The sequence below is a fragment of the Armatimonadota bacterium genome, assembly GCA_018268395.1.
Lineage (GTDB): Bacteria > Armatimonadota > Fimbriimonadia > Fimbriimonadales > Fimbriimonadaceae > JAEURO01.
The window spans coordinates 242,747-258,717 of record JAFDWQ010000009.1 but is presented as its reverse complement, the minus strand read 5'-3'; the positions used below and the strand labels follow the sequence as shown (position 1 = coordinate 258,717).

The following is a 15,971-nucleotide window of genomic DNA, read 5'->3' as shown; positions in this document are numbered from 1 at the left end:
CCGTAAACTATTGGCATCACCATGCTTGAGATCCAGAACCTGCACGCCGTCGTCGCTGAAGAGGGGCGCGAAATCCTCAAGGGTGTGTCGCTCAAGGTCGGCGCGGGCGAGGTCCACGCGATCATGGGGCCGAACGGCAGCGGCAAGTCGACGCTGGCGAACGTCCTCGCCGGTCGTGAGACGTACGAGGTGACCGAGGGTGGGGTCCTTCTCGACGGCGAAGACCTGCTTGCGATGGAGCCCGAGGAGCGGGCCCACAAGGGCGTTTTCCTGGCGTTCCAGTATCCGGTCGAGATCCCGGGAGTCAGCAACGCGTATTTCCTCCGGACGGCCCTGAACGCCAACCGAAAGGCCAACGGGTTGGACGAGATGGACGCGTTCGCCTTCCTGCAGTACATCAAGGAGAAGGTCAAACTGCTCGGTCTGCCTGAAGAGATGTTGACCCGGTCCGTCAACGAAGGGTTCAGTGGCGGAGAGAAGAAGCGCAACGAGATCTTCCAGATGGCGGTGCTCGAGCCGAGCCTTTGCGTCCTCGACGAGACCGATTCGGGGCTCGACATCGACGCCCTTCAGACGGTCGCCAACGGGGTCAACGCCCTACGCTCGCCGGAGCGGGGTTTCCTCGTCGTCACGCACTATCAGCGGCTGCTCAATTACATCGTCCCCGACTTCGTCCACGTCATGATGGACGGGCGGTTGGTCCGTAGCGGCGGGAAGGAACTTGCCCTGGAACTGGAAGAAAAGGGCTACGGCTGGATCGAAGAAGAGGTTGCGGCAGGCGCGTCGTCTCAATAGAAGGGCCGTCTGCTGCCTCTAGACTAGGTTCCGCGGCGTGCGGCATGAGGTCGTTTCCGGAGTCTGGAGGCAGCCAACGTCCTCGACCCGGTCTGCAACGGGACAGTCGCGCTCGGTGGGCTCGCTATGGCGCGTTGCCAGACCGGGCCACCCGTCCAGCTCCATCCGTTCGCTCGATCGAAGCGCAGGATGCCGTCGGTCTCACGCTTACGCCAATTCTTCGAGCCGGGTGACGATCTCTCGTGCGGCCCGTGGCCGCGCATGGACCAGCGCCTGGGCAGACATCCCACTGCGACGAGCGTCGTCGCTCAACAAGCCGCCAAGCACGGAACCGAGATCGGACGCTGACCCGACCCGTACGCCAATCCCTTCATCGACCAGAAACTCGGCGTTCAACTCCTCTTGGCCTGGGATCAGGAACGGCTCGAAGACCACGAACGGAAGGCCCGAAGCCAGCGCCTCGAAGGTCGTGATGCCGCCGGGCTTGGCCACGATCAGGTCGCTCGCATGCATGAAGCCCGCCATCGCTTCGATCGGTTGATGGCCCTTGATCTGCAACCTACGGTCGCCTTGTGCGGCAGCGTTGGCCGACTGGACCGCGGCCTCGCTCCGGCCGCAGACGAGCACGGCTTGGAAATCCCCTTCGAGCGAGCGCAGGGCTGTCGCGACCTCGCCCATCGGCCCGCCTCCGATCCCGCCGCTCGTCACGAGGACCGTCCGCTTGTCCGGATCGAGGCCCATCGCCTTCCGAGCTTCCGAGCGGCCCTGCGGAGCGGCGAACACCGGGTCGATCGGGATGCCCGTCACCGTCGTCCGACCCTTGGCGCGAGGATGGCGCTCGATCAGCGTCGAGAGCGACCACTCGCCGGGGACGAAGAACCAGTCCGGATCGCCGCGCAGCCACATGAGCTGGGGATAGAGGTCGGTGACGACGACCCCTATCTTGAAACGGGTCCGCTTGCGCCAGCGGGCCAGCGCCGGTTGGGGCAAGGAGTGGGTGCACAGCGCCCAGTCGGGACGCTCGGTCTCGAAGTACCGCCGCATGCGGCCGACGAAGGTGTGGTCGAGCCCGGTCTGGAAGTAGTAACTGAAAAGCTTTCTGTCGGAGGCCTTGTAGAGCCGCCCCCAGAGCTGCGGCTTCTTCCGGACGAGCACTTCATAGCCGCCGCGGTACCAACCTCGGAACCCCTTGCCCGTGTGGTCGAGCACGTCGACCGTCGTGGCGTCGTGACCGCGGGCCTTCAGCTCGGCTTCGATCGCCCTCGCCGCGCTCATGTGACCGTTGCCCGTCGACGCGCTGAGGAGCAAGACCTTCACTTCTTCCGCTCCAGCATGCGCCGCAAGACGGGCCAGACTCGGACGCGGTGGTAACGCTGGAGCAGAGCGAGGCCAAGATCTCCGAACACGACGACCGTCGACCAGAGGCTGACGCCTAAGGGCGCGGCCGCCCACGAGAACCAGACCAGGGGCCCGATCGTGAGTGCGCTGAAGAAGTGGACGGTCTCCGAGACCCGGGTTTCGAGTTCGAAGACCACGGTGTGCGACCGTTTCGGAGCGGGGATGAAGTCGACCTTCTTCCCTGAGAAACCGAAGGTCAGCATGTTCATCATGTAGGTCACGAATCGACGGAAGGCCTCCATTCCGATCAGTCTGTAGAAGCGTTCCGTCTCGAACGACATCAGGGCGAACCAGCCCGTCGGCCATGTCGGAGCGATCTTCTTCGGTTCCAGCTTGTCGGGAAGGTGCGGCGCCCAGGTGTCGCACAGCGCCGTCTTGTAGTTCTCGACGGCGAACATGATCCCGTGAAGGACGAAGAGCCCGATCACATAGACGAGCCCGGCCTTATAGGGCCAGACGAGGAACGCGACGAAATGCGGGACGTAGCAGGCGGCCCGGGCCAGGTTGGCGGCGGCGAAGTACCGCGATTCGCGCCGGATCTCGGCCATTTTGGGCTTGTCGACGGACGTCGGCGGTGCGCCCGAAGACGGCGGCAACGTCGGCTCGCGCACGATCCAGGCGACGGCGGCGTAAAGTGCCCGGACGCCTAGAGCCTCGTAGAACTTGACGCGCATGCGCGCTCACCGCGTCTCCGCGTGCGGAACAGCCTCTTCGGTTTGGAGGCCGTCACGTCGGGGTCCGGCCCCGTCCCCCAGACTTCCTTCAAGTCGTCCCACAGGACGAGTTCGAGTTTGCCGTCGTCCCGTTCGACGACGGCGGTGCCGTGTTCGACCCAGTCTCCCGTGTTGATGTAAAGTCCCCCGTCGTCGCCGACCTGGATGCCGGGACGGTGGATGTGGCCGCAGACCACGCCGTCAAAGCCTGCCGAAAGGGCGTTGCTCAGGAGCCGGTCTTCGAAATCGGTCTTTCCCCCGATGTACTTCTTCAGCCTCTTCTTGAGGATCGTGCTGAAGTCGGTCTGTTCCTTTCCGGCCCGTTTGCGGCGCGCATTGACCCAGCCGTTGAACACCGTGACGCTTTCGTAGACCCAAGCGGCGGCCCATGCGAGCGGAACCCATTTGACCGACTTGTCGAGAAGGTCTCCGTGCACGACTTCGAGCCGCTTGCCGTCGGCGCAGACGTGGGTCACGCTGTGGTCGATCCGGATGTTGCCGAAGTCGGAGCCGTTGAGCCGCCGCAGGAAGGCGTCATGGTTGCCGGGGGTGTAGTAGATTTTGACCCCGAGCTTGGACAGGCTGAGGATCTGTCGGACGACGTCGGTATGGGCCTGCTGCCACTTGCCGGCTTTCATGACCACCCAGAGGTCGATGATGTCGCCGACGAGATAGAGATAGTCGCAGTCGACCGCTCCCAAGAACCTCTGGAACTCGTCGACCCGGCAGCCCGCCGAACCGAGGTGCACGTCGGAGACGAACACCGCTCGATACCGGAGCCGGGCAGGGTTAAGGGAGGTCATAAAAAGGGTGGGCCGGTTCCGAATCTACCCGACCCCTGCTTGACCCTCTTAGGAAGCCCCCGTAGAAAAACCGTATGAAGCGGGGGAGGCAGACCGGAAGCGGTCAAGGCCAGGCTATCATGTCCCTTGTCGGAGAGGTCATTTGAAGCACATCGTCTTGTTCACGCTCGCGGCGGCCGCCGCCGCCGCTCATGCCGGACAGCCCGTCGAGCGGTTCCGTGGGGCCGACCGGTTCACGTTCTGCTTCGGTTCTGCCGAAGCCCGGTATGGGAACCTCGACGCGACGGTCACGATCCTTGTCAAGGCGGACTTCCTCGGAGACCAGTCGTTCACTTCGCCGACGACGACGCCCGAAGCGAGGAGCGACAAGGCGGCCGGCAGTTTGGACTTCACGATCAAGCTCTCGGACTTCGATGTCAACCTGCCTCCGGACCCGGTCACGCTGGCGGGTACCGACTTGGGTTCCGACCGGTTGCGGCACGTGGCCGACACGGTGCTTCCCGGCCCCTACCACATCCAAGGCGTCTACAACGGCATCGACGTCGACATCACGGTCCAAAACGTCCACGTCACGGCCAAACTCGATTCGCAAGCTTCCAACTCGGTGACGCTCCCTTGGGTGAATCCGGTCTTGGGCGAACTGTGCGACGTCCAGCTCGACGACGATCCGTCCGGAGGGGGCAGCACCGTCTCCGCAGTCCCGGCCCAAGTCTCGGGCTACATCGTGTCGCCGCTCTTCAAAGTCCGGTCGCTCCGGGTCGACGTGACGGGCATCGACCAGTCGGGCCAAGTGCCGGCGCACTTGATCCGTCCGACCGGGTTCAACGTCGCGCTCGGCAAACTGGGATCGGGGACCACGGCGAGCTTGCGGGAACTCGACGGCGACGCCTTGATGGTCTGCAAGTACCTCGTCCCCAACGCCAACGCGGCGCCGATCAACGTCGAGTTCACCGCGAACGGCCAAGTGCCGCAGTACCTCTCGCTCTGGAGCGTCGGCAGAATGGCGAACTCGGGCCAGTTCAGCCAGACCCTCGAGATGTACGACTTTGCAGGGTCCGGTTATGCCGGCGGTGACGTCCGGACCGATCCGATCGGTACGTCCTTCGTGCCGCGTAAGCTCGACGCGACGGGCGACGTCTCGCGGTATTTCCAAGGTCAAGACGCCCTGCGAGCGCGCTACCGCATCCGTCAGACCGGCATCGCCAGCGTGGCCCTGTGGTGTTCAGAGCACGATCAGGTCGGTTGGATCGTCACGCCCTGATTCACACCGGCTGAATCCTGGACCAGACGGTACGGCCCGTTATCGGATCGGTGCGATAAGCCTTGGCCGCTGTGGTCCGGGCCTATGACGGTCGTCATGTCGTGACCCCGGCGCACGGTGGACACTGTCTTCGGTGGGCGAGGTCGCGCTGACGAAGAAGGGAGTCCTGAGCCGCGTCGGTTCCTTACGAACCCGAGTGCAGGGTGCCCGTTGCATACTGAACGTATGATGGAGAAAAGGTTCTACATCGATCCGAGCCGGTGTATCGGATGCAACGCTTGCGTGGCAGCGTGCGCCGAGTGCGACACGCACGCCGGCGTTTCGATGATCCATCTGGAGACGGTCGCGCGGGGCGACACCGTGCAGACGACCCCGGTCGTCTGCATGCACTGCGACGATCCCGCGTGCGCCGCCGTTTGCCCGGCGGACGCGATCAAACGGACACCGGACGGTGTCGTCCAAAGCTCTCTGAAACCCAGGTGCATCGGATGTACGAACTGTGTGTTCGCCTGTCCCTTCGGTGTGCCGAAGTACGACGCGCAGATCGACCAAATGATGAAGTGCGACATGTGCTACGACCGCACCTCCGTCGGTAAGAAGCCGATGTGCGCGACGGTGTGCCCGTCACAAGCCCTGTTCTTCGGTACGGCCGAGGAGATCGCCGCGCAGCGCGGCGGGACGCCCGTCAACGAGTTCCGGTTCGGCGGCAAGGTCGTCACGACCAAGGTCAGCCTGATGATGCCCGCCGGGCACGCGCGGTTGGACGTGAAGACAGGCGTCCTCGTCCGCAAGACCGACCTGCTCGAGAGTGCGAGGATCCGATGAAAGACGAACGCTTGGCATCTGAGTTTCCGATCGATTGGGACGACGACTCTTACGTGTCCCGTCGCGAGTTCTTCCGTTTCATGACGCTCGCCAGCGGCGGCCTGGCCGTCGGGACTTCGGCGGTCGCCCTCGTCACGTCGCTGCCCATGAAGCCCGAGGAGCACCGTCCCCTCAAAATCGCGTCCGTGGACGACGTGCCCCCCGGTAGTTCGGTGGCTTTCGCCTATCCGGGAGACAAGGACGTCTGCATCTTGATCCGAAGGCGTACAGGCGAGTTCGCGGCCTATTCCCGCCGCTGTACCCACCTCTCTTGTCCGGTCGACTTCGACCCGAGCGCCGAGAGGCTCGTCTGCCCGTGCCATAACGGTGCCTTCGCGGTGGAGGACGGCCGTGTCCTGCAAGGCCCGCCTCCGGAACCGTTGCCGCGGATCGCGCTCGAGATACGGGACGGAGCGGTCTGGGCCGTCGGCGTTCGACGTGGCGAGGGAGGGCGGGCGTGAAGCCGGAGCATAAGCCTCAGCGGGCGCAGAAGGCGCCCGTGTTCGTAGGGCTCCTGCTCTTCAGCGTCGTCCTCGTCCTCCTTCAACTCTGGCTCTTCGTCATGGCGTTCGAGAACATGCTCGCGCACCGGGTGGGAGCCGCTGTCCCGGCAGCGCTCGGGAGCTTGGTGATCCTCGGTGTGAACGCGTGGATGATGGTCGGGGTGAACCGTCTCGACCGTGACGCCTAACCGACGAACGGAACGCCGTCGATCAGTGCGGCTTGGTTCAATGCGACGAGCTTCCTCTTCTCCTGAGGGCTCAAGTCTTGGTGCGGCCCGAAGTCTTGCCCGACCTGGCGCATGACGTTGACGAGGTCGTCGTGGTGAAGAAGGGACTGATACTCCTGCCCGCTGCGGGCGCAAGCAGCCTGAGGCCCCTCGGCCCCTTCCGTCTTGTAGTAGGCCACTCCGATCTGAGCGGGCCGCTGGATGACGTGGAAGAACTTCCCGAACGGCAACCAAAGCAGGAAGACGATGACGGTGAACGCGTGCAAGAGCGAGATGAACGAAAAGTGCGAACCCCCCATCAGCCGATAGCTCGCCGTCAACATCAGGCCCGTGACCGCGACGGAGAACAACAGGAACAGGGGCATAAAGTCGTTGGCCAAGGTCTGGACGGCCCTAGCCCCGCTCTCGAAGACCCGGCGGTGCATGGCAAGACCCACTCCGACGAGCACCATCACGGCGCTGATGTTCAACCCGTTGAAGAACAGGAACGCTAGGAAGCTGTCCGGAGGAAAGGCGATCGTCGGAAGGCCCATGAATTCGACGACATAGTCATGGCCGTTGGCGGCCACGCCGAACTGGATCCAACCCCAACTGAGCGGGAACGTGATCGCGAACGCGAGCAGGCAGCCCCAGGCGAGCGACATGTGGGCGAGCCACCGTTTGGTGCTCCGTTTCTCGATGAAGGTCTGGGCCACGATGTCGTTCCAGAACAGGACGACCAGGCGGACAAGGTTGGCGGCGAGGCGGTCCGGTCGGAAGAACAGTCGCAGACCCGCCGTAAAATAGTGCCAGGTCGGTGGGCGTTGTACCCACATCACGAAGCGGTAGGCGATCGCGAACGCGGCGAAAACGGTGGCCGACGCGTACGCGGCGAGGGCCGGGTCGAACCGACGGAACCAACCGGAACCGACCACGATCGCGACGGTCACCGCGCCGGCGGCCAGGACGGCCGCGACGAGCGCTTTGGCCCGTGCCGTGGAAGCCGTATCGCGCCGTTGATCGCTGGTCACCATGGTCTCACGAATAAAGATAGCCCATCTTCGCCCGCTTTATGCTGTCATGCGTCCGTCCGTCGTCGTATGACAGCCGTCATATCGTGGACCGCCCGAAGGTGCCGCATAATAGCGCTATGGCCCGTCCGCCGGTCGATGTGTCCGTGCTCGCCGAGAAGTTCGGCCCGCACCTCAACCATCAGCCGCCGGGCGGCTGGACCGGACGAGGTGTCCCGGACAAGACCGTTAAGACGCACTGCTGCTTCTGCGGCCAACAGTGCGGCATTCAACTGAAAGTCAAAGACGGGAAAGTCATCGGCTTCGAGCCGTGGGAGGAGTTCCCGTTCAACCGCGGCAAGCTCTGCCCCAAAGGTGTGAAACGCTACTTGCAGGGCAGCCATCCCGACCGGCTGCTCGCTCCCATGAAGCGGATGGAGGGACAAGGCTTCGTTCCGATCGGCTGGCAGGAGGCGCTCTCCACCACGGTGTCCGAGATCCGGCGGGTCCAGGAGGCGTACGGAAGAGACGCGGTCGCGATGCTGTCGGGGGTGTCGCTGACGAACGAGAAGAGCTACCTGGTCGGCAAGTTCGCGCGGGTGGCCCTACAGACCAAAGAACTGGATTACAACGGTCGGCTCTGCATGGTCAGCGCCGGTGCAGGCAACAAGAAGGCGTTCGGGATGGACCGGGCCGCGAATTCGTGGGACGACATCCTTTCCGCGGAAGTCATCCTGTGTGCGGGGACGAACGTCGCCGAATGCTCGCCGATCACGACCGACTACATTTGGCGCGCCCGCGACCGGGGTGCGAAGCTGGTCATGGTCGATCCGCGGGTCACGCCCTTAGCCCGGACGTGCGACCTCCACCTGCCCGTCCGTCCCGGGACGGACTCCGCACTGTTCTCTGCGATGCTCCGTGTCCTGGTCGAAGAAGGGTACGTCGACGAGGCTTTCGTCCGCGACCACACGACGGGCTTCGAAGCCGCCCGAGAGAGCGCGCTGGCGACTTCGCTGGAGGAGGCGTCGCGGATCTGTGGGGTCGAGGTCGAAGACATCCGGCGGGCCGCACGTCTGTGGGGTCAGGCCAAGACCAGCTTCCTCCTCCACGCCCGTGGGATCGAGCACCACACCAAGGGTGTCGACAACGTCCTCGGGTGCATCAACCTTGTGTTGGCGACGGGCCGCATCGGCCGGCCGGGTTGCGGATACGGCACGATCACGGGACAAGGCAACGGACAAGGCGGCCGCGAGCACGGACACAAGTGCGACCAGCTACCCGGAAACCGCGACATTGAGAATCCGGAACACCGGTCGTACATTGCCGGTGTATGGGGCATCCCGGAACCTGAACTGCCGCGGAAGGGCCACTCGGCCCAGGAGATCATGGAACGGATCCATGCCGGAGAGATCAAGGCCCTGATCTCGATTTGCTTTAACCCTTTGGTTTCACTTCCGGACTCGAACTTTACGCGCGATGCCCTGTCCCGTCTCGAGCACTACACCGCCATCGACTTCTTTTTGAGCGAGACCGCCCATCATGCCGACATCGTGCTGGCGGGATCCCTGCACGAAGAGGAAGAAGGGACGAGTACGAGCGCAGAAGGGCGGGTCATCAAGATCAATAAGGCCGTCGATCCTCCCGGCGATGCGCGGACGGACACGTCCATTCTCTTGGACATCGCGCGGAGGTTGGGGCGGGGCGGGTTCTTCGACCACTTCAAGACGAGCGAGGACGTCTTCAACGAGCTCCGCGTCGCGAGCAAAGGAGGGACGGCCGACTATTACGGCATCACGTACGAGCGGATCGTCGACGAAATGGGCGTTTTCTGGCCGTGCCCGGAGATCGGACATCCCGGAACGCCCCGGCTCTTCGAAGACCTGAAGTTTCCGACCGCCGACGGCAAAGCCCACTTCCATCCGACGCCTTACCGTCCCTCGGCCGAAGAGCCCGACGACGACTACCCCGTCATCCTGACGACGGGACGGATCGTGACGCAGTATCTGAGCGGGACGCAGACGCGGCGGATCGGAGGGCTCGTCGACCTGTGCCCGGAACCCTATGTCGAGATCCATCCGACGCTTGCCGGGCGGCACGGTCTTGAGGACGGCGATTGGGCCCGCGTCGAAAGCCGCCGTGGCGCGGTCACCCTCAAGGCCAAGGTGGTGACCACGATCCGGCCAGACACCGTGTTCATCCCCTACCATTGGCCGGGGCGCAAGTCGGCGAACAACCTGACCGTCCGAGCCCTTGACCCGGTGAGCAAGATCCCCGAATTCAAGAAGTCGGTCGTCCGGATCTCAAAGGCCGACAGTCCCGAACCGGACTAAGAGGAACGGTCGTCCTCCCGGGCCGCAAGGCGGTTTGGGCCTAGGGCATGACGGGCGTCATAGCGTGCCTGGACGATGAGGTCAATGATCTTCTTACAGGAGTACGACCTTGTCCTTGACCACCTCGGCCCATCAAGATCCATTGCCCGCGACTTGGAACCCAGAAGACGTCCAAGCATGGGGCGGCGAAGGGAAGCGCCTGGCGTGGCGCACGCTCTGGCTCACGACGTTCGCCTTGTTCCTGTCGTTCAGCACCTGGTTCATGGTGAGCGCCATCGTCGTCAAACTGAGTGGCGTCGGGTTCAAGTTCGACAAGCAGCAACTGTTCTGGCTGACCGCAATGCCGGGCCTGGCCGCTGGGACGCTCCGGATCGTCCATACCTTCCTCATCCCGTTGTTCGGGACACGCAAGACCGTGGCCCTCTCGACCGTGCTCCTCGTCGTGCCGTGCCTGGGCTGGACGGCCGCAGTCCAGAACCCTCAGACGTCGTATACGACCTTTCTCGTCCTCGCCTTTTTAGCCGGACTCGGAGGGGGCAACTTCAGCTCGTTCATGCCGAGCACGTCGCTGTTCTTCCCGAAGACGAAACAGGGGACGGCCCTGGGCATCCAGGCCGGCGTCGGCAACTTCGGCGTGAGCGTAGCGCAGTTCCTCATTCCTGCCGTGATCGGGATGGCTTGGATCGGGACGGGGCAGACGTTCGTGGAGAAAGACAAGACGTCGCATCCGGTCTACCTCCAGAACGCCGCGTTGGTCTGGCTCCCCTTCGTGATCGTAGCTGCGGCCCTGGCGTGGGCCGGGCTGAAAAGCGTGCCCGTTAAGGCCGATTTCCGGCAACAGCTCGACATCTTCCGCGAAAAGCACACCTGGCTCATGACGCTGCTCTATGTCATGACTTTCGGCTCCTTCAGCGGATACTCGGCCGCCTTTCCGCTCCTCATCAAGGAGACGTACGGTCAGTTCCCCGGCGGGCCGGACCCCCTGGCCTATGCGTTCCTCGGCCCGCTGATCGGCGCGGCCGTCCGAGTCCTCTTCGGACCCGTCAGTGACAAGCTGGGCGGCGGCCGCGTGACCATGGTGAGCGGCGTCGGGTTGGTCGTCTGCGCTTTGGGCGTCACGGCGTACACCGCCCCCACGGGCCTCCAACAGTGGGGCGGCTTCCTTGGCTTTATGCTCGGCCTCTTCCTCTTCAGCGGGATCGGCAACGCGTCCACGTTCAAGCAGATGCCGATGATCTTCCCGCCCCGCCAGGCCGGCGGTGTGATCGGGTGGACTTCGGCCGTCGCTGCCTACGGCCCGTTCCTTTTCAGCCTCTCGTTCGGGGCTGTCATCGCCGCGACGGGTAAGCCGACCGTCTTCTTCTTCGTGGCGGCGGCGTTCTATGCCCTTTGCGTCGCCCTCAATTGGTGGTTCTACGTCCGGAAAGGCGCCGAAAAGCCCTGTTGAACCGGTGTAGGACGACGCCGCGAGCGCCCTCTTCCCCAACGGGAAGAGGGCGTCCTTTGTCGCAACGGCGGACGTCGGGGGGAACGCCTCTCCTTCGCCCCCCTGTCCGTCTCGTGGACGACGGGCCTATCCGGGGCCGTTGTCGACCGTCCAGGCCGCGTGGTCGAGTTCGTGGCACCACAGAAGGGTCGAGACCGGGCCCGTCGCGCGGATCCGGTACCGGGCCTTGACCGCACCCTCGTTCCAGTAGCGGTCGAACGGGGCCGTCGCGGTGACGGTCGCAAACGTCGGCGTGGTCGTCACGGGCTGGTCGACCGTGTCGACGGGGTCCCATCGTCCGGCCTGCCAGTCCCAAAGTTCGACGCGCTGGGCGAACAGCCCGTTGTTCGTCGTTTTCGAGAACGTGCGGAAGCCGAAGCGGCCGGTCGGTACTTCAGGCAACAAGGCCTCGAGTTCCACGGACACGGGCGGCGTCGACTGGTTCGGTACGACGTACTTGCACACGACCAGAGAAGTTCCGTCGGTCGTGCCGAGGTTCGCCACCGTTCCAGAAGAGAGCTTCCCAAGGCGGACGGTCGCGATCGTCGGCGGTATGACCGATCCTGCGGGCAGGAAGCGGACGTTGTCGAGATACGCCGTGTCCGGGCTGCCTGTGAACTCGCCGCGGATCCGAAGCGCCGTCAGGTCGGCGAGCACCTGTCGGATCTGGGTCTCGTCGGCAAGGGCTCCCGTCAACGTTCCGATCCGCCAGGCGCTCGACGTATCGAGCGCGATCGAGCGCACTTCAAAGGCAGAGCTCGGTGGCTTCAAGAGATCGAGGACGAGGGTCACGCCCGCGCCGACGAGGGTCACGTCCGGCTGGGTCGCGCCGCTGTCCGCCGAGCCCGTCGCCATCGACTGGTATTCCAGTGTCCCTCCGTACTTGAGGGCGTGGTCGCCCAAATAGGCGGCCGGTGCCTGGAACCCGAAATAAGTGCCAGAGTTCCTGTCGACGATTTTCAAGCTGCCGGGCGGGTTGCCGACCGTCCCCGACCAGCTCAGCGTGCCGTCGTTGTACGCCGTCCAACCTTCGGCGTCGGTGTCGAAGGTGCTGACGGTCTGTGCGTAGGCGCTTCCGATCCCCCCAAGGACCATGAGCGCCGCGAGTGTCGTTCTTGCGTGTCTCATAGCACTTCTTTCGACTCCGGAAACCTCGCTTTTATGACGGGTACCGAGTGCCCATAAAACGTGAATGTTTAGAACGGATTGAAGTCGCGGTGCGGTCGGGACATTGACCGTTAGCCAGGCGCCACGCCCCGCCGTCCGTTAAGAGCGACCGGGCCGACAAGATCCTCAAGATTCCTGCCCGCACCGGGTCTCGGCCTGTGGACGGCGCGGCGGTCCTCGCTCCTAGTCCTGTGCGTGCTCGATCTTCTGATGGGCGGCCATCTTGAGGATGACGAGATGCATCCAGACGAGGCACACGACGGCCAAGGCGCCCAGGAACAGCCAGCACGTCGACCAAAGGCCTGTCGCGTTCAAGACCGCCCCGAAGAGGATCGGGCAGAAGAACCCCCCGAGGCCACCGATCACGCCGACCAGCCCGCCGACGACGCCGACGTCGTGGGGGAAGTACTCCGGGATGTGCTTGTAGACCGCTGCCTTTCCCACGCCCATCATGATGCCGGCAAGGAAGACGATCACCGTGAACACCCACATGTTGGCTTGGAAGAACACGTGCGTCGTCCCCTTGGCGACGAGCTCCTTCTTCTTCACCGTTTGGCCGACCGTGACGGCCGGAGCTTGCCACGACTCGAACGTCGGGAAGATGAGTTCGCCCTCCCGGACTTGCGCCGTCGGGGCCTGCTTCAACTTGTACGTCTTGACCGGACCGTCTTTGGCGCGGACTTGGACCTCCGTCGGGGAGACCGCGACGACCTCGCCCGGACTGTCCGCCATCACGCCTTCGCCCGGCGACAATATCTCCATGCGCGGAGCGACGAGGAGGGCGAACAACACCGCGCAACTGCCGAGCACCCAGTACATCGTCGCCCGGGCACCGAACCGGTCGGACGCCCAGCCTCCGAGGGCCCGGACGACCCCGCTGGGAAGACTGAACGCCGAAGCCATGGCCCCCGCTACGGCGAGCGACACGCCGTAGACGTTCAAGTAGTACGGGACGAGCCACTGCGCGAGCGCGACGAAGGCTCCGAAGACGAGGAAGTAATAGAGCCCGAAGCGCCAGACGCGGACGTCGCGCAAGGGGGCGAGCATCTGCACGGCGCTCTTCGCCGAGGCGTCCTTGTCCGTCCGGTTCTGGGTCGTCATGGCGAAGACGAGGGTCATGACGACCAACGCCGCGCCATAGACCTGCGGCAACGCGCGCCAGCCTTCGATGACGGTCCCGCCTTTCGTGAACGTGGCGAGCAGAGTCGGGGCGGCCAGCGTCGTGAACGCCGAACCCGCGTTGCCGACCCCGAACACGCCCAACGCCGTGCCTTGGCTCTTCTTCGGGAACCAGACCGACGTGTAAGCGATGCCGACCGCGAACGCCGAGCCCGCCGTCCCGAATGCCAAGCCACCAAGCATGAACTGGCCGAAGGTCTCCGCAAAGCTTGTCAGGTACACCGAGACCGCTGAGAACAGCATGACCCCGATGGTGACGGGCTTCCCGCCGAACCGCTCGGTCAGCATCCCGACGGGGAGCCTCAACAAGGAGCCCGACAGGACAGGGATGCCGATGAGCCAGCCGATCTTCGCCTTGTCCGCGACGAGCACCTGGTTGTCGACAAGGAACGTGATCAAGACCCCGTAGAGCGTCCATACGGCGAAGCAGACCGTAAAGGCCAGCGTGTTCATGAAGAGGATACGGTTCGATGCAGAGCGATCTGACATAGGACGGGACCTCAGCGGCCGGATTCCAGGCGCGGGACAGGAGTGACCTCGGGCGTCCCGACCGAAACCTTCTCTGCGGCATGCGCCGCCTTGTGTTCTGGTGGTGTCTCAAGGATGCCTTTGAGGGTCATGATCCCGATCATCAGGATCACGGCCGTTCCAGCGACAATAGTCCAATGCCTATAGGCCGGGTGTCGCGATTTGGCCCGGTCGATCCAAGGGACGAGGAGCATGCCGACTGTCACGAAGCCTGGGATCACCGCCGTCGCGAGCACTTCCCAACCCGCAGGCATGATTTTCAGGAGCTCGTACATGCCAAGGAAGTACCACTCGGGTCGGGGGGCGAAGTCGGCACCGGTAGGGTCGGCGATCGCCTCGAGCGAAGGCGGCATGGACAACGACATGTAGGCCAGGATCCCGACTCCGAGCAGGACGACGATCGCGTCCTTGAACAGTTGGTTGGGATAAAACTTGACGGGCTCGCCCTTTTGCGGGACTACCGGGCCGGCGATGTGGTGCCGCCGGACAAGATAGAGGTGGAGCGCCGTGAAGCCCATCAGCGCTGCGGGCAAGACCATGATGTGGATCGCGTAGAACCGAGTCAGGGTGAGCGCGCCGACTTCTTCACCTCCTCGGATGAGCGTCATAAGGCCTTGTCCGACGACGGGCAACGTTCCTGCGATACGGGTGCCGACCGTCGTGGCCCAGAACGCCTTCTGGTCCCAAGGCAGCAGATAACCCGTGAAGGAAAAGCCGAGGATGACGTTGAAGATCATCACACCGACGACCCAGGTCAACTCTCTCGGCTTCTTATAAGAGCCCCAGAAGAAGACCCGTAAGACGTGTGCGACGGTGACGCATACGATCAGTGTCGAGCCCCAGACATGGAGTCCCCGGACGAACAGGCCGACCGGATGTCCTTCGTTGATGTGTTTGACACTGAGGTACGCGCTCTCAGTACCGGGTGAATAGAACATGGCCAGAGCCAGCCCCGTCACGAACTGGAAGGCCAACAGCGTCATGAGGAGGTTGCCGAGGGTCTGCCACCAGCCGACTCCGGGAGGCATCGGCTCGTCCAGGTTCTTGCGGACGAACCCCCACCAGCCAAGGCGCAGGTCGGTCCAATCCTTGATACTGGGGCGGTCCGCAACGAGCTGTTCTTGCTCGGACTTGACGTGCTTGCCGACGACGGGCTCTTCCGGGGACAGGACATCATGTGGCATCGGTCAACCTCCTGTCGACGAAAACGCGGCCGTCTTTGATCCTGACGGCGTGCTCGGTCAGCGCCCGCGGCGGCGGACCGCTGACGACCTTTCCGTCTTCATCGAACACCCCGCCGTGACAGGGGCAGAGATATTTCTTCTGATCGTCTTTGTAGAGGATCCGGCATCCCAAGTGGGTGCATGCCGGATCGAAGGCGACGATCTTCTCGGGATAGCGCTTCAGGAACACGACGTATTCCCGGGTGACCGTCTGGTAACCGTCGACCACCTTCGCTTTGAAGCGGACTTCTCGCGTCGCTCCGACCGGGATTTCGTCTTGACCGATGACGTCGATCCAGTCGTCCTTCGGCTTCTGTCTCAAAGGTGATCCGATGAACCCGATCACCGGAGTGAAGATCCCGCCAAGTACGGCGAGGTTGATCGCTCCGACGGACCAGGAAAGAAACGACCTCCGTTTCGGATCGGTTTCAACTTTTTGATTCTTACAGTTTTCGCAGTTTCCTTCGCACATGTGTGTCTTCCGATGGCGTCTTGGGACGTCGTG

The 15,971-nt window shown here is 63.8% G+C and carries 15 protein-coding genes; 7 read left to right on the top strand and 8 right to left on the bottom strand.

Annotated elements, in window-relative coordinates; all coding sequences use genetic code 11:
* Positions 1-21: 21 nt before the first annotated feature.
* Positions 22-795 (top strand): Fe-S cluster assembly ATPase SufC, encoded by a 774-nt coding sequence (sufC, locus tag JST30_14760; protein MBS1715587.1) that lies wholly within the window; start codon positions 22-24, stop codon positions 793-795.
* A 207-nt stretch (positions 796-1,002) separates the two neighbouring features.
* On the opposite strand, the gene JST30_14755 is transcribed toward sufC, so the two are convergent.
* Genes JST30_14755 through JST30_14745 form a run of 3 tightly spaced genes read right to left on the bottom strand, consistent with a single transcriptional unit; the run spans position 1,003 to position 3,709 of the window.
* On the bottom strand, positions 1,003-2,112 hold the full coding sequence (locus tag JST30_14755; protein MBS1715586.1) for a hypothetical protein: 1,110 nt from the start codon (positions 2,110-2,112) through the stop codon (positions 1,003-1,005).
* Entirely contained in the window at positions 2,109-2,867 is a 759-nt protein-coding gene (locus JST30_14750; GenBank protein ID MBS1715585.1) for a hypothetical protein, read from the bottom strand. The genes JST30_14755 and JST30_14750 overlap by 4 nt, the downstream gene beginning before the upstream one ends.
* On the bottom strand, positions 2,840-3,709 hold the full coding sequence (locus tag JST30_14745; protein ID MBS1715584.1) for a UDP-2,3-diacylglucosamine diphosphatase: 870 nt from the start codon (positions 3,707-3,709) through the stop codon (positions 2,840-2,842). The genes JST30_14750 and JST30_14745 overlap by 28 nt, the downstream gene beginning before the upstream one ends.
* A 142-nt stretch (positions 3,710-3,851) precedes the next feature.
* On the opposite strand from JST30_14745, the gene JST30_14740 reads away from it, so the two are divergent.
* The 4 genes from JST30_14740 to JST30_14725 all read left to right on the top strand — a co-directional run bounded on the left by JST30_14740 (position 3,852) and on the right by JST30_14725 (position 6,525).
* A complete protein-coding gene (locus tag JST30_14740) occupies positions 3,852-4,970 on the top strand; it encodes a hypothetical protein (protein ID MBS1715583.1) in 1,119 nt (372 codons plus the stop codon).
* A 225-nt stretch (positions 4,971-5,195) separates the two neighbouring features.
* Positions 5,196-5,795: a 4Fe-4S dicluster domain-containing protein gene (locus JST30_14735; GenBank protein MBS1715582.1), complete on the top strand. Its 600-nt coding sequence runs from the start codon at positions 5,196-5,198 to the stop codon at positions 5,793-5,795.
* Positions 5,792-6,295 carry a Rieske 2Fe-2S domain-containing protein gene (locus tag JST30_14730; GenBank protein ID MBS1715581.1) on the top strand — a complete coding sequence of 168 codons (504 nt, stop codon included), beginning with the start codon at positions 5,792-5,794 and terminating at the stop codon, positions 6,293-6,295. The genes JST30_14735 and JST30_14730 overlap by 4 nt, the downstream gene beginning before the upstream one ends.
* A complete protein-coding gene (locus JST30_14725) occupies positions 6,292-6,525 on the top strand; it encodes a hypothetical protein (protein ID MBS1715580.1) in 234 nt (77 codons plus the stop codon). The genes JST30_14730 and JST30_14725 overlap by 4 nt, the downstream gene beginning before the upstream one ends.
* Here the strand turns inward: JST30_14725 and JST30_14720 are convergent.
* Positions 6,522-7,577, bottom strand: a complete 1,056-nt coding sequence (locus tag JST30_14720) for an MFS transporter (GenBank protein MBS1715579.1) — start codon at positions 7,575-7,577, stop codon at positions 6,522-6,524. The two genes, JST30_14725 and JST30_14720, sit on opposite strands and share 4 nt — an antisense overlap.
* Before the next feature lie 116 nt (positions 7,578-7,693).
* Between JST30_14720 and JST30_14715 the strand changes: the two genes are divergently transcribed.
* Positions 7,694-9,883, top strand: coding sequence for a molybdopterin oxidoreductase family protein (locus JST30_14715; protein ID MBS1715578.1), 2,190 nt, complete (start codon positions 7,694-7,696; stop codon positions 9,881-9,883).
* Between the two features lie 115 nt (positions 9,884-9,998).
* Positions 9,999-11,330 (top strand): NarK/NasA family nitrate transporter, encoded by a 1,332-nt coding sequence (locus JST30_14710; protein MBS1715577.1) that lies wholly within the window; start codon positions 9,999-10,001, stop codon positions 11,328-11,330.
* 126 nt (positions 11,331-11,456) lie between these two features.
* Here JST30_14710 and JST30_14705 read toward each other — a convergent pair whose 3' ends face one another.
* From JST30_14705 to JST30_14690, 4 genes are all read right to left on the bottom strand, one after another.
* On the bottom strand, positions 11,457-12,497 hold the full coding sequence (locus tag JST30_14705) for a hypothetical protein (protein MBS1715576.1): 1,041 nt from the start codon (positions 12,495-12,497) through the stop codon (positions 11,457-11,459).
* Positions 12,498-12,719: 222 nt separating this feature from the next.
* Positions 12,720-14,204, bottom strand: coding sequence for a NarK/NasA family nitrate transporter (locus JST30_14700; GenBank protein MBS1715575.1), 1,485 nt, complete (start codon positions 14,202-14,204; stop codon positions 12,720-12,722).
* Positions 14,205-14,215: 11 nt separating this feature from the next.
* A complete protein-coding gene (locus JST30_14695; protein ID MBS1715574.1) occupies positions 14,216-15,427 on the bottom strand; it encodes a cytochrome bc complex cytochrome b subunit in 1,212 nt (403 codons plus the stop codon).
* On the bottom strand, positions 15,417-15,938 hold the full coding sequence (locus tag JST30_14690; protein ID MBS1715573.1) for a ubiquinol-cytochrome c reductase iron-sulfur subunit: 522 nt from the start codon (positions 15,936-15,938) through the stop codon (positions 15,417-15,419). The genes JST30_14695 and JST30_14690 overlap by 11 nt, the downstream gene beginning before the upstream one ends.
* Between the last annotated feature and the right edge of the window lie 33 nt (positions 15,939-15,971).